General features: G+C 63.8%; 10 protein-coding genes. 2 read left to right on the top strand and 8 right to left on the bottom strand.

The features are described from left to right. Nucleotides 1–47 precede the first annotated feature (47 nt). A complete protein-coding gene (locus tag G9C82_RS04580) occupies nucleotides 48–1787 on the bottom strand; it encodes a Na+/H+ antiporter NhaC family protein (protein WP_004963035.1) in 1740 nt (579 codons plus the stop codon). Between the two features lie 102 nt (nucleotides 1788–1889). Here G9C82_RS04580 and G9C82_RS04575 point away from each other — a divergent pair, with 102 nt between their 5' ends. After that, nucleotides 1890–3755 (top strand): DEAD/DEAH box helicase, encoded by a 1866-nt coding sequence (locus tag G9C82_RS04575; RefSeq protein ID WP_004963031.1) that lies wholly within the window; start codon nucleotides 1890–1892, stop codon nucleotides 3753–3755. Nucleotides 3756–3767: 12 nt separating this feature from the next. Here G9C82_RS04575 and G9C82_RS04570 read toward each other — a convergent pair whose 3' ends face one another. From G9C82_RS04570 to purH, 7 genes are all read right to left on the bottom strand, one after another. Further along, nucleotides 3768–4376 (bottom strand): class I SAM-dependent methyltransferase, encoded by a 609-nt coding sequence (locus G9C82_RS04570; protein WP_004963029.1) that lies wholly within the window; start codon nucleotides 4374–4376, stop codon nucleotides 3768–3770. A gap of 101 nt (nucleotides 4377–4477) precedes the next feature. Further along, the gene (locus G9C82_RS04565; protein WP_007188308.1) at nucleotides 4478–5971 is read right to left on the bottom strand and encodes a globin-coupled sensor protein; all 1494 of its coding nucleotides are present in this window, start codon (nucleotides 5969–5971) and stop codon (nucleotides 4478–4480) included. 137 nt (nucleotides 5972–6108) lie between these two features. After that, nucleotides 6109–8553, bottom strand: coding sequence for a dihydropteroate synthase (gene folP, locus G9C82_RS04560; protein ID WP_127013480.1), 2445 nt, complete (start codon nucleotides 8551–8553; stop codon nucleotides 6109–6111). 114 nt (nucleotides 8554–8667) lie between these two features. Beyond that, nucleotides 8668–9384: a hypothetical protein gene (locus G9C82_RS04555; protein ID WP_127013479.1), complete on the bottom strand. Its 717-nt coding sequence runs from the start codon at nucleotides 9382–9384 to the stop codon at nucleotides 8668–8670. A 42-nt stretch (nucleotides 9385–9426) separates the two neighbouring features. Then, complete coding sequence (locus G9C82_RS04550; RefSeq protein WP_127013478.1) at nucleotides 9427–9963, bottom strand: hypothetical protein; 537 nt, start codon at nucleotides 9961–9963, stop codon at nucleotides 9427–9429. Nucleotides 9964–9999: 36 nt separating this feature from the next. Next, entirely contained in the window at nucleotides 10000–10986 is a 987-nt protein-coding gene (locus tag G9C82_RS04545) for a formate/nitrite transporter family protein (protein WP_004963016.1), read from the bottom strand. A gap of 153 nt (nucleotides 10987–11139) precedes the next feature. Beyond that, complete coding sequence (gene purH, locus G9C82_RS04540; RefSeq protein ID WP_127013477.1) at nucleotides 11140–12720, bottom strand: bifunctional phosphoribosylaminoimidazolecarboxamide formyltransferase/IMP cyclohydrolase; 1581 nt, start codon at nucleotides 12718–12720, stop codon at nucleotides 11140–11142. Between the two features lie 145 nt (nucleotides 12721–12865). On the opposite strand from purH, the gene G9C82_RS04535 reads away from it, so the two are divergent. Continuing rightward, a complete protein-coding gene (locus tag G9C82_RS04535; RefSeq protein WP_004963012.1) occupies nucleotides 12866–13420 on the top strand; it encodes a hypothetical protein in 555 nt (184 codons plus the stop codon). Nucleotides 13421–13603: the final 183 nt, after the last annotated feature.

The following is a 13603-nucleotide window of genomic DNA, read 5'->3' as shown; positions in this document are numbered from 1 at the left end:
CGGCACGGGGCTCAGACGCGGTGAGGACGGGGACAAATCGCCGCCCGTCAGTACGGGATGACGCGGAACCCTTCTGGAAGCACCAGTCCGAACACGAGGAACAGCACGGCCGCGATACCCGCCGCCATGAGGGCGTAAGGTGCCTGGCTCCTGACGTGGACCATGTGGTCGCTCCCGCTCGTTGAGGAGGCCAAGACGGTCGTGTCGCTGATTGGCGAGGTGTGGTCACCGAAGATGCCGCCGCTGAACACCGCGCCGAGGACCAGCGGGAGGTTCGCGCCCGTCGAGAACGCCAGCGGGATGGCGATGGGGAACATGATGCCGTAGGTCGACCACGATGACCCGTCGGAGAAACTGACGAAGGAAGTCACGAGGAAGACGCCCACCGGAATGATGAACGCCGGCACGCCGCCAAAGACGTTCGTCACGAACGACGAAACACCCAGTATCGTCACCGCGTTCTGGATGGAACTGGCAAACATCAGGATGACGGCCGCAAGGAGGATGCCCTTGAAGCCGACCATCATCGCATCAGTCGCGTCGTCGTTCGACGGGATGTCGCCCTTCCAGCGATACAGCAGGAAGCCGACGATGAGCGCGGAGAACGAGGCCAGACCGAGCTGGACGCCGCCGATGTTGAACGCCCAGGGACCGCTTGGCGGCGTGATTAGCTGCCAGCTGCCGAGCTGGAGCAGCGTGGCCCCCATCCCTTCCTTCCCCTTGACGTAGATGACGGGGCTGGCCCGCCAGAACATCGCGCCGAGGCCGACGACAATCATCGTGAGGATCGGCCAGGCGAAGTTCCGCCAGTCCGGCGTGGCAGTTTCGGATACCTCGTATTCGTCCATCTCAGCGGAAATCATCGGGTCGGCGTCGTCGCCGACGACCTTCCCCTCGTTTCTCGCCCGGGACTCCTCGGTTCCCATCCCGTAGATGTTTGGCACGACTTGCCACGCGACGAGGCCGGCGAGGCCGAGCGCGATCCACGAATAGAAGCCGGTAAACAGCGTGTTGAAAAACAGCGGCCAGACGGCCCCGGTCGCCGCGGTAACTTGCTCGCCGCCGGTGTTCACGAAGTTTGTCATCCCGGACGGCAGCGTTCCCTGACGCTGTGCCTCCACGAGGCCGCCCCCAATGAAGCCGACCATCGCCGCGCCCCACGTTGAGTAAAACGCGAGCCGGGACGCCGGCGACCCCGCTGAGTCGACGTAGTAGGCCAGCTTGGCGCGTGACACGTCGAACTTGTCGGTCAACGGTCGCATCATCGAGCCGACCACGAGGCAGTTGAAGTAGTCGTCAATGTGGATTGCGATACCGGCCAGGAACGCGGCCTTCTCGGCGTCTGCGGCGGACTCGGCCCGCGCCACCAGGGCCTCCAGCACGCCCTGTATCGCACCGGCTCGAATCATCAGTCCGATCAGCCCACCGATGGCGAAGATGGCGAGCAGGACGTTCTTGACGTACCACTCCCCGAACAGCGGGGCCGTGGCGATTATTTCCGGAACGAGCTTCAGTCCGAAGATACCGCCAAGTACGATGCCACCGACGCCGACCGTCCAGGGACTCCCGTCCTCGGCCTGTGGCTGGACGGTCGCCACCTCACCGCCAGCGGTGATCAGGTCCGATGGGACCCCCACTGCCTGTGGGTGTAATGCGCCCACAAGCACGCCTGTGATGACGATACCGACGAACAGCCCGATAAGCGCGTCTCGGGTGTACCAGGCCAGACCGATGGCGACGAGCGCTGGAACGATCGACCACGGTCCAGCCGCGATTCCCTCAACCATGCCGGCAGGTCTAGGTGGCGCTATATTAAGGTATGTATTCACACCCGCGTCAGGGACGGTCCAGACGAAACCCGTTTGAGCGTCGGTCCCCTCCATTCGGTAGTGACAGACGAGGAGCCAGCCGACCGAGACGACGACTCTGACTCCACCCCGGAACTCGAACTCGACGCCGTCTACGACGCCATCGACGCCGTCGGCCGTCCGCATCTGACGGCGACGGAGTTCTCTCGCAAAACGGATCTGACGCCCGACGAGGCACGGGCGGCACTGGAGCGTCTCGCCGACGACGGCGACATCGAGCGTCAGGACGTGTCCGAGGTCGAGTCCGTGTGGTATCCGACAGATATTGCCGAGGTGACCGACCGCGAGCGTGTGGTCCTGTTTCCCGACCGCCGGGAAGTCGTCGTCGAACATCCCGACCAGTTCACGCGAGCACAGCTCTCGCAGTTCGCCCGCCTGCAAGACACCAACCGCTCGGGCGGCTACGTGTACGAACTCCGCGAGGAGGATATCTGGGCCGCGCCCCACGAGTCCTTAGACGACCTTCTGACGACGATGCGGGACGTGCTGGGCGAGCGCTCGCCTCACCTCGAAGAATGGGTGACGAGCCAGTGGGAACGAGCCCGGAAGTTCCGCCTGAAGACTCACGAAGACGGGTACGTCGTACTCGAAGCCGAAAGCGACGACCTGATGGGCAATGTCGCACGCCCGAAACTTGACGACGACCACCTCCGAGCCCCCATCTCGGACTCGGAGTCGTGGGTCAACGAGGACGCGACCGCCGAAATCAAGCGCACGCTGTACGAGGCAGGCTATCCGGTCCGGGACGACCGTGATCTTGAAACGGGCGACGCCATCGAGATGGATTTGCGCCTGCGCCTGCGAGACTACCAGCAGGACTGGGTGGAGCGGTTCACCGAACAGGGCTCGGGCGTGTTCGTCGGCCCGCCCGGGTCGGGCAAGACCGTCGCCGCGATGGGTGCGATGGCCGCCATCGGCGGCGAGACGCTGATTCTCGTCCCCTCGCGCGAACTTGCGACACAGTGGCGCGACGAACTGGTCCGACACACCTCCCTGACCGACGACGATATCGGCGAGTACCACGGTGGTGAAAAGGAGATACGCGCCGTCACTATCGCCACCTATCGAACCGCCGGAATGGACCGCCACCGGAAGCTGTTCGACCAGCGCAAGTGGGGCCTCATCGTCTTCGACGAGGTCCACCACGTCCCCTCGCCGATTCACCGCCGGAGCGCGGACCTCCAGACCAAACACCGGTTGGGATTGACCGCCACGCCGACCAGAGAGAGCGACGACGAGGAGGAGATATTCACGCTCATCGGTCCGCCAATCGGGACGGACTGGGGCAAACTGTTCGACGAGGGCTACGTCGCCGAACCGGAGGTCGAGATCCGTCTCGTGCCGTGGGGGGACGAAACCGAACAGTCCGAGTACAGTTCCACGTCGGGCCACGACCGCCGACAGGCCGCCGCCAGCAACACCGGAAAAATCGACGAGATACGCTACGCGCTGGCCGAGAACCCGGCCGCGAAGGCGCTAGTATTCATCGAGTACCTCGACCAGGGTGAGGCTATTAGTGAGGCCATCGATGCGCCGTTTATCAGCGGCGAGACGCCACACGCCCGCCGGGAGAAGCTGTTTGACGAGTTCCGCCGCGGCGAACTGACCACGCTGGTCGTCTCCCGCGTCGGCGACGAGGGTATCGACCTGCCGGACGCCGAACTCGCGCTCGTCGCTTCCGGACTGGGTGGGTCCCGTAGACAGGGCGCACAGCGGGCCGGGCGGACGATGCGCCCCGCTGGTGACGCCCGGATGGTCATTCTCGCGACGCGAGGGACGACCGAGGAGGACTTCGTCCGCCGGCAGATGCGCCACCTCGCTTCGAAGGGCATCCGCGTGACCGAGACAGAAGCCGAGGCCGTCGAGCCACCGGCAAAGACGGAGTGAGCAGGGATAGGGCTACGCTCGCGCCCGGAAAAACGCGAACACCCCACCGAGTTCGTCGTCGACGGTCTCGACGTCGGTGACGGAGAAGCCGGCCTCGGCCAGTAGCTCGCGATTGCGCTTGCGGCCGTGGAAGCTCCAGGCCATCTCGGTCCCGGTCTCCAGCCAGTCCTCGTTGTTGCCTTCCCATTGTTCGTTGCCCAGCGCGGTCAGTAGCCGACCGCCCGGTTCGAGCACGCGCTCGAACTCAGCGAAGACGGCGGCGTGTTCCGCTCGCGGGACGTGGATGACCGCGTGCAGTGAGACGATCGCATCGAACGTGTCTGCTGGGAACGGCAGCGCTGCCAGATCTCCCTGACAGAGCCGCGGTCCGGGGACCCGCTTGCGCGCCGTTCGTAGCTGCTCGCGAGAGATATCCAGCCCCGTGACAGTGTGGTCGGCTGCGAGAACGTCCATCGCGGGCGTCCCAGCGCCACAGCCGGCATCGAGGACCCGACTCTCGGCGGGCAGACGGTCCGCGAGGGCCGCGACCAGACCGCGCTCGCGACCCTCGCCGTCACGCTCGGCCGCGTAGGTTGCGGCGATATCGTCATAGCCCTCACGGACGATGTCGCGTCGGTTCATACGCGGTGCTCTCGACAGTCCGGAATAGCTCTTTGGGTGGTGTGTGAGCGGGTACAACCCGGTTCCACCCCTCTGATTATGTGGCTGGCTGGCGCTCGAAGTTACGCTGTATCTGTGTCGAGTCGACGTGCGGTCTCGGCCACGTCCTGAATCTTCTCTGTCTGTCTTTCGTTCGTCGCCGCGAGGTCGTCGAGCTGTGCCGACATATCGTCGATGCCGCTCGACAGTTCGTCGACCATGCTGGCGACCTCCTCTGTCGACGCCGCCTGGTCGTCGGTCGCCGCAGAGACCTCCTGAATGCCCTGTGACGCCTCGTTGACCGCCGAGACGATCTCTTCGAGCCGTTCGGCTGCCGTCTCGACCTGATCGATGCCCTCAGTCACCTGCTCGGTCACGGTTTCGAGGCTTTCGACGGCGTCGACGGTCTCGTCCTGAATCTCCGTGACGGTGTCCTCGATCTGGTTCGCGTGTTCCTGTGAATCCCCGGCGAGCGTCTTGATTTCGTCGGCGACGACAGCAAACCCATCGCCAGCCTCTCCGGCGCGTGCGGCCTCGATGGAGGCGTTCAGCGCGAGCATATTGGTCTGGTCAGCGATGTCGTTTATCACTTCGACGATGTCATCGATCTCGTCGGCTTGCTCCTGTAAGCCCGCGATATCCGCCGACACCGTATCGACGGCGTCGTCGACATCGTTCATCATGGTCGCGGCCTGCTGTGCGGCTTCGTTCCCGCGTTCAGCCTTTTGTTCGGCCGATGTGCTGGTACTCGCCACCTCCTCCGCGGTCGAGGCAATCTCCTCGATTGTCGCGCTCATATCCGCAACCTCGCCCGCCACTTCGTCCATCGACTCGGATTGGGTTTCGGCCGTCATGGTAATCTGCTTGTTCGTCTGTGCGACCTCCTCGGCTGAGGCGCTCAGTTCGTCGATTGGCTCCTGTAGTCCGCTTTCGACTTCCTGCATCAGCGTTTGCTGGTCATCGATTGCCGATTCCAGACGCTGGCTGTACGAGTCGATGTAGGTGTCCATCGCGACCTGCTGGTCAAGATTCAGGAGCTTGAATACGGAGAGCGCCCGCGACTGCATTTCTTCGAGGGCCTCGTCCCGGGCAGCGTCGCCTGATTGCAGGTCTTCGACGATTGTCCGCAGGAAGTGTTCGAAATAGATGCTGTAGGCCCCAAGATATATTTTCGGGCCGAGGTCGAGCATATCGTGAATCTTCCCGATACGGGCCCGGTTCTCGAAGTACTGTTTGTCGTAGGTCCCGGCGACTAGGTCGCGGAGGTACTGCGTCTGTGTGTTTTTGAGCTGGTCGACTGACTTGGTTGACCGCCCAAAAATCTCGACAGTCTCGTCGAATGACTGCAGATGATCGTAGAAGTCGTCGACGACAGCTTCGGCTCGGGCGTTCGTCTCGTCTGCCATCGCGGTGAGATTGTCGACGTCCGACCCGTCAAATCCAGTGAATTCCTTCCGCCAGCGTATCTCTCCAGTGTCCAGTCCGATACGATCAGTAAGTGTCCCGCCGTCAACGCCGGCTCTCTCGGATTCAGTGATACGTTTCCGAGAGCCCGTACTCTCGCTCTGGAATGCCATGGCGAAAGGTCAACAGACATAGGGGTTATATGTTCGCCCCTAATTCTCACCATTGAGAAATATAAACAGAAGGGCCAAAAATTTGGGGTCGGCAGTCACGTCCGGCGATTATCCGGCCGCCTGTTCAGCAGTCAGAATCAGTCCTCGAATTTCTGTGGATCACGGGCTGCCTCGGCGACGCGAACAGCAGCAACGTTCTCCGGGACGTCGTGGACGCGAACGATGTCGGCCCCCCGTTCGGCCGCCAGCGTCGTCCCGGCGATGGTCGCCTCCAGACAGTCGCCCGCTTCTTGCCCGACCAGCCCGAACAGCGACTTGTGGGAGTGCCCAACCAGAACAGGACACCCCAGTGCCTCGAATTCCGGGAGGCGGTCGAGCAGTTTGAAATCTTCCGTGGGCGATTTCCCGAAGCCGACGCCGGGGTCGACGATAATCTGGTCGCGGTCGAGCCCGGCCTTTTCGGCGAGCAGAACGCGCTCGGTCAGCTGGTCGATGCAGTCCTCGACCACGTCGTCGTAGTGGATGTCGCTGTCCGGGTCGACTGGTGTCTCGATGGAGTGCATCACAACCACCGGCACGTCGTACTCGGCGGCGACGAGGCGCATCTCGGGGTCTTCGAGGCCGGACACGTCGTTCAGGATGTCCGCGCCGGCGTCGAGTGCCGCTCGCGCGACAGGGGCCTTCCGCGTGTCGACGGAGATGGCGACATCTAGCTCCGAAAGCCGCTCGATAACCGGGACGACGCGGTCAATTTCCTCCTCGACCGGGACTGGTTCGGCACCGGGTCGAGTCGACTCCCCGCCGATATCGAGGATATCCGCACCCGCCTCGACCATTTGCTCGGCGCGGGCGACGGCGTCCTCGACAGCGTTGTACTCGCCGCCGTCGTGGAATGAGTCCGGGGTGATATTGCAGATGCCCATGACGGCTGTCCCGTCGTCCCAGGGATACGTCGTCGACGTGTCTGGCTCTGGCTGCTGGATAGACAGCGCCGTTCGTAGTTCGTCGGCGAACGACGCGAGCCCGTCGAGCTGGCCGTCCAGCTTCTCCGCGAGGCGCTTGTACTGGGCCATCGTCGCCATCATGACCACGTCGAGGGTTTCCTCGCCCTGTCCGTCCAGCCCAGAGACGGCACATTCCCCACCCAGCGACAGCAGTTCCTCCTTGAGGTACTGAGCCTGTCGCGGCTGGACACGGGTACGCAGGACGCGGTGGACGCCCTTGCCTCGCATCCGCCAGGCCCCGGTATCGGTAATATGGGCGCTCTCGATGGTTTCCCGAGCCTCGGCCAGCGAATCCACCTGTTTTGGGACTAGCGACCGTGACCAATTAGTCCGGGCCTCCCGCACGGCGTACAGTGACCCCACCACAAGGACGGCATCGCCAGAATCTGCGGCGTCGAGTGCGATATCGAGCGCTCCTGTAACGTCGCTGCGCGTCTCGACCGTAGCGTCGGTCGCGTTCTCCACCGCGGCCGCAACGACGTGGTGGGACTCCGCCCGGTCGACGTTGGGTTGGCAAGCGACAACGTGGTCCGGGTCCGGCAGCGCCGCGGCGATGCGCTCGTGGTCCTTGTCGACCATCGCACCGATGACGACGTGGAGGTCGTCGTAGTCGAACGAGGATAGCGTCTCCGCGGTACGCTCGATGCTTCCGGGGTTATGAGCCCCATCGAGGACGACCAGCGGCGACTCGTTCATCACCTCGAACCGACCGGGCCAGTGGGCGTTTCGCAGGCCGCGTTCGAGGTCCGTCTGTGAGATGTCCGCGACTTGCTGGCACAGCGTGGCTGCGATTCCGGCGTTCTGTGCCTGATGTGCGCCCAGCAGCGGGAGGTAAGTATCGACGCGCCAGCCGGAACCGTCGACTGAGACTGCCCCTTCCAGCCCTTCACGACCGTCGTACGTGGCCGTCACGTCGGCATCGTCGCCCTTGCCGACAGTCACAACGTCGTCGGCGACCTCGCGGACGGCGGCCAGCGCGTCGCCAGTCGTCCCAGCCACCAGTGGGGCGTCCTCTGGGGCGACGTGGGCCTTGTCGTGCGCGATTTCTTCGACGGTGTCGCCGAGGATGTGGGTGTGTTCGAGCGTCACGGACGTGACAGCGCTGGCGACCGGGTCGACCACGCTCGTGGCGTCGTATCGGCCGCCGATACCGACTTCCAGCACTGCGATGTCGATGTCCTGACGGTCGAACTCCCACAGTGCCAGCGCGGTCATCGTCTCGAAGAAGGTGGGCGAGTCGTTGGCCGCGGCCTGTTCGGTCATGTCCGCTCTGACCGACTCGACGAACTCGACGAGGGCGGCTTCGGAGAGCTTCCGGCCGTTGATACGGATTCGCTCACGCACGTCGTCGAGATGTGGGGACGTGTACAGTCCGACATCGAGGCCGGCTTCCCGTAGCGTTCGTTCGACCATCCGCGCGGTAGACCCCTTTCCGTTGGACCCCGCAATCTGGACGCAGCGAAGCCCCTCCTGTGGGTCACCGAGCGACGATAGCAGGTCCTGCGTGGCATCAGTACCGGCTCGCGGGGCGAACCGGCGCAACTCGAAGAGGAAGTTCGCGGCCTCGTGGAACTCCATGGTCGGGCTATCGGAGCCGCTCGCTTTAGCCTGTCGGACTGGCACGTGTCTCCGGCGTGAAGACGCCCCGAACAGCCCGCCAGCCGTCGGCCTTCGGTGTCCTGCGAGCGACAATTACGCCTGTTCGTTCCGGTCGCGCGTGGCCCACCGACCGAGCGCGCTCGACAGAATCAGGAACGCGGCCCCAAGCAGCGGTGCCGGGTCGACCTTCGCTTCCGGCCGTTCATCCGTGTCTGTCTCATCGTGCTCCGGCTTCTCTCGCTCCAGCGTCTCCGCTCCCATCTCAGACCCGGTGACGCCAGCTGGCTCGGTCTCTCTCCCGCGGTCCTGCTGTCGATGCCCGGACTCAGTTTGTGGCATCTCTGCGGCCAGCGTTGTCTCCTTGGTCTCCGGGGTCTGCGTGTCCTCGGCCTCTTCTACCGCTGCTGTCGGCTCGAACTCCGTTTCGGTTGGCGATGGCGTGTCAACGGCTGACTCGGCCGGTGATGCCGTCGCGTCCGGGCCTTCCGTGTCCCATTCCGACGCATATTCGTCGACACTACCAACATCGGTTTCGTCAGCGTTGCGGCGACGGTACCACCAGAGTCCGGTCGTAGCCGCGCCGAGCGCGATGAGGGACAGCCCCGTGCCGAGCAGCCCCCACTGTCGCCACAGCGACCCGAGGCGGTCCGTGAGACTGGGGCCGGAATCCTCGGCCTCATCCGGCTCTGCTGGTCCCGGTGATGGGACAGCAGTGGCGTCGTCGACAACAGCGACGCCGGGAACAGCGTCAAGCACCGAGGCGACGGCGTCCCGTTCCACCTCGACTTCAAGAAACGTGGGTGCGTCCATACCTGACCTGTCGTCGGGCGACCATGTAAAACCCGCTCAGTGCTATTCCCGGGCCGGCTCGTATTCGGTGTCGGTCGCCGTGGGCCGCGACAGGTCAGTCGCGATGTCGTCATCCAGCAGTTCCGTCTCCGTCCTCTCGCCCTCGCCGAGAAGCGCCTGCAGTTCCCGCTCGTATTCGGCCTCGGAGAGTTCCCCTTCGACGTACCGGCGCGTCAGCGCCTCGTGTCGCTCCTCAACCGTCGGCTCCGGTGGCGCGAACACATCGGAGAGCCCAAGCGACGCCAGCGGTGGAATAATCGATTCCAGACGGCCGAGACCACCAGCGACGCGCTGGCTCTTCGGAACCGACGCCCGCCGGGCCAGCGCACGGACCAGCGCGACCGAGAAAACGATATCGACGCCCACGAGCAACAATGTGCCAAGCAGGAACGTGGCAAACGTCTGGACAACCGCGCCGCCACCGAGAAGCGCCCCGAGTGTTGCCACGACACCAACGATCCCAATCCCGACGGTCCCCAGTGTCGTCAGAACGACGGCGGCAAACAGAAGCAGTAGCCGGTTATCTTTCACCCAGTTCACACCAACGATAGCCGGAGGGCGTTAAAATGGTTTGTGTCAGCGCTCGTTCTCTCGTGACTCCGGATCGGTTCTGGGAACTTCGTCAGTTGCCGGGACGTATGAGCGGCCGGAGGCGGACCATCCGCCCCAGACCCACTCTCGGAGAGTGAGCTGGCGCTTGGGTCCTTCGTCCCGCGCCGTTTCGAGTCGCCGTTCAGTCGTATGGAAGTAGTTGACGACGGTCACGAGGACGACGCCACCGACGGAGTTGCCGAGGAGTACCGGCAGAACGAACTGCCAGAGGCCGACAGATAGCGCCAGTTCGCCGATGAACACCAGATAGAACATCTCCGTCGCGGAGACGACGACGTGGTAGAGGTTTCCGAACGGAATCGCCAGAAACGAGATGTATATCAACACGAGCCGCGAGATGCTGTCCCGCAGCGAGTAATCGACCCAGACGACGCCGGCGACGATGAGGCCGGCGAACACTGCCTTCGAGAACAGCGTTATCTGGGATGTCTCGATAGCTTTCTGCGCGAACCCGGCGGCAGCCGCCGCCGCGTCGGCGGAGAGAACGTTGGTCGTCGCCAGCGCGAGCGCGCCGAGCATCCCGCCAAAGACGTTCGAAATCAGGACGACACCCCAGATGCGAAGCAACGAGGGGAGGCTCGCCAGCCGTTCGAGGACGAGCGCGACCGGCGGGAGCGTGTTTTCGGTGTAGAGCTGATAATCCCCGAGAATGATGAAAACAAACCCGAGCGGATACAGGAGCGCGCTCAATATCGGGTCGCCACCGGTTTTCGCGTACAGCGACGCGTACAGCATGAACGTCACAGTGATAGCGAACCCGCCAGCGATCCCGGCGAAGAACAGCTCGCGGGTCCCAACTGTTACCTCCTCGTCTGCCGCGACAATGATGCGCTGGAATATCTCGTCGGCGGAGAACCGGTCCCGGATGACACTCCCACCCGCCGGCGCACCGCTTCGAGAGACGTCCACAGCGTCGCGGACAGCCTCCTCCCTGTCTTCATTATCTGCCATCGGTCGCTGATTCAGTATCCGGTATCAAACCTCTTTCGTTGCCGATAGTCAGCCCGGCAACGCCCCGGAAAAAGTCCGCCATCAGTCGTGACGGAACCACCGATAGACTCGCTGCACTCGTCTATCGAGGTTCGGACACCCCCTCGTTACTGCTCAGTCGTGTCTGAACGACCGCTGACCGGTGAACACCATCGCGATGTCGTGTTCGTCCGCGGCCTCGATGACGCTCTCGTCGTTCTTCGAGCCGCCGGGCTGGATGACCGCTTCGATACCGGCGTCGGCGGCCTCCTCGATACCGTCCGGGAACGGGAAGAAGGCGTCCGAGGCCATCACAGCGCCCTCGGCGTCTTTCCCTTCTGCGTGCTCGTCGGCCTTCATCGCGGCCAGTCGGACGGCGTCGACCCGGGACACTTGCCCCATGCCGATGCCGACCGTTTCCGTCCCATCAGCGAAGAGAATGCCGTTGGACTTGACGTGTTTGAGCGTGTGCCAGGCGAACAGCATCGACTCGATCTGCTCGTCGGTCGGCTCGCGCTCGGTGACGACTTCAAGATCGTCGACTGAGAGGTGCTGGGTGTCCCGCTCCTGAACGAGTCGGCCCCCAACGAGGGGCTTTTCGGTCAGGCTGTCGGTGACCTCGAAGTTCTCGTTCACATCGAGAACGCGGAGATTGTCCTTCTCGAACAGCACGTCGAGCGCGGCGTCGGTGTAACCGGGCGCGACGACGACCTCCTTGAAGGAGTCGATAATCTGCTCGGCGGTGGCGGCGTCACACTCGCGGTTCAGCGCGACGATGCCGCCGAAGGCACTCATCGGGTCCGTCGACAGCGCCTTCTCGTAGGCGTCGGCCACGGAGTCGGCGGTCGCACAGCCGGCCGGGTTGGTGTGTTTGATGACCGCGGCGGCAGGTTCCTCGAACTCCTTGATGAGGTTCAGCGCGCCGTCGGCGTCATTGTAGTTGTTGTACGACAGCGCCTTCGCGCCCTCGTTCAGCTGGTCGGCGTGGACGACGCTGGCCTCCGAGACGGTCGTGTCAGTGTACAGCGCGGCGTTCTGATGGGGGTTCTCCCCATAGCGCAGACTCGATGCGAGGTCATCCGAGACGATGCGGCGGGCAGGGAAGTCTCCGCCCTCGTCGCCCTCTACTGAGACCGTCCCTTCATCCCAGTCGATGGTGACGCGGTCCTCGGCGAACCACTCGATGACGCGCGGGTAGGCGGTGAACTCGCCTTCATAGAGCACGCGCTCTTTGAGACTGTCCTCGTCGTCATCTTCGAAGACGGGAATCGGTTCCTGCGTGACGATGGGGCCGCCGTCGACGCTTTCATCAAGGACGTGGACGGTACAGCCCGTCACCTTCACGCCGGCGTCGAGGACCTGCTCGTGGGCGTTCGCCCCGGTGAAATTCGGCAGGAGACTCGGATGGACGTTCAACGCGGTCGGTGTCCCTTCGAGGAACGTCTCGCTGAGGACGCGCATATAGCCGTCCAGCGTGACGAGGTCGAAGTCGTACTCCGAAAGGGCGTCGAGAACGCGCTCCTCGTGGGACTCGCGCGATTCGTCCGCGTCGCGCTCGACGACTTCGGTCGGGATGCCGCGTTCGGCGGCTGCTTCGAGTACCGGCGCATCTGCGTCGTTAGTCAGAACGACGGCGAACTCCGCCCCGCCCGGGGCGCGGTCCGCGATATTCATGAGATTTCGGCCGCGGTTACTGGCCATACCGGCGAGTTTCATGTGGGACTGACCGACCGGACCGTGCAAAGTTGTTGCGAAACCCCCGGCTGGACTGTTGTGTGCGACCACGCCACATTAGCTATGTCTGTATTCTCGGCGTGTACCGGTTCGGTGCGCATTTGTAGCCCGCCGCCAACTCGCCCGTATGGCGAAGCTACGGTGTCAGCGCGCGGGTGCGGTCGCCGCCGTCGGTGGTGTCGTCTGGGTTGGCTGGGCCGTGGTGCTGTCCGCGACCGGTCAGACCGAAATGAGTACCTCCATCCTCGCCGGAACCGCCCTCTCCGCACTCGGTGTCGTAGCCGGTCACTATGCCATTGAGGATTTCTACGGCGCACGGATGAAGCGGCCAGGGACCATCGGTGCGTGGGCCGGCGGCCTCGGCGGCCTCGTTTTCGCCGTCGGACAACTGGTCCGCCTCCTTTCCGGTGGTGGCGAGGCGGTCATCGCGGTCGGCGTACTCGTGCTGGTCAGCGGGTCGTTACTGGTCACCGTCGGTCTCGTCAGGACGCGCATCCAGCCGCCGTGGCTGGGCGTGTTGCTTGGCCTCGGGACTATCGCGTTCCTCGGGTTCGAAGTCCAGCCAGCGGCGGCAACCGTCTACGGCCTCGCGTGGGTCGCACTTGGACAGGACCTCTATCGCTTTGACCCACCGGATGGCCGCTTTGGCGATGCCGACGGCGACTACGGCTGGCTGAGTTGAGGATTGGCCGCTAGCGGGACCATCTCTTCACTCCCTGTCGAAGGTATTTCGATGTGGACGAAAATATGGTTACTTGATATGTGTCATCGGCTTCGGCAGCAGCGGCAGTTATCTGAAATTATTCTGGACTTAGATTGACGCAGCCGAGTAACCACAATATCAGGGGTGCGGACCTCCTCGCTC

The sequence above is a fragment of the Haloarcula sp. R1-2 genome, from assembly GCF_011627385.1.
In the GTDB taxonomy this organism is placed as follows: domain Archaea; phylum Halobacteriota; class Halobacteria; order Halobacteriales; family Haloarculaceae; genus Haloarcula; species Haloarcula marismortui.
The sequence above is the reverse complement of the archived record's forward strand: the minus strand, read 5'-3'. Positions and strand labels throughout refer to the sequence as shown.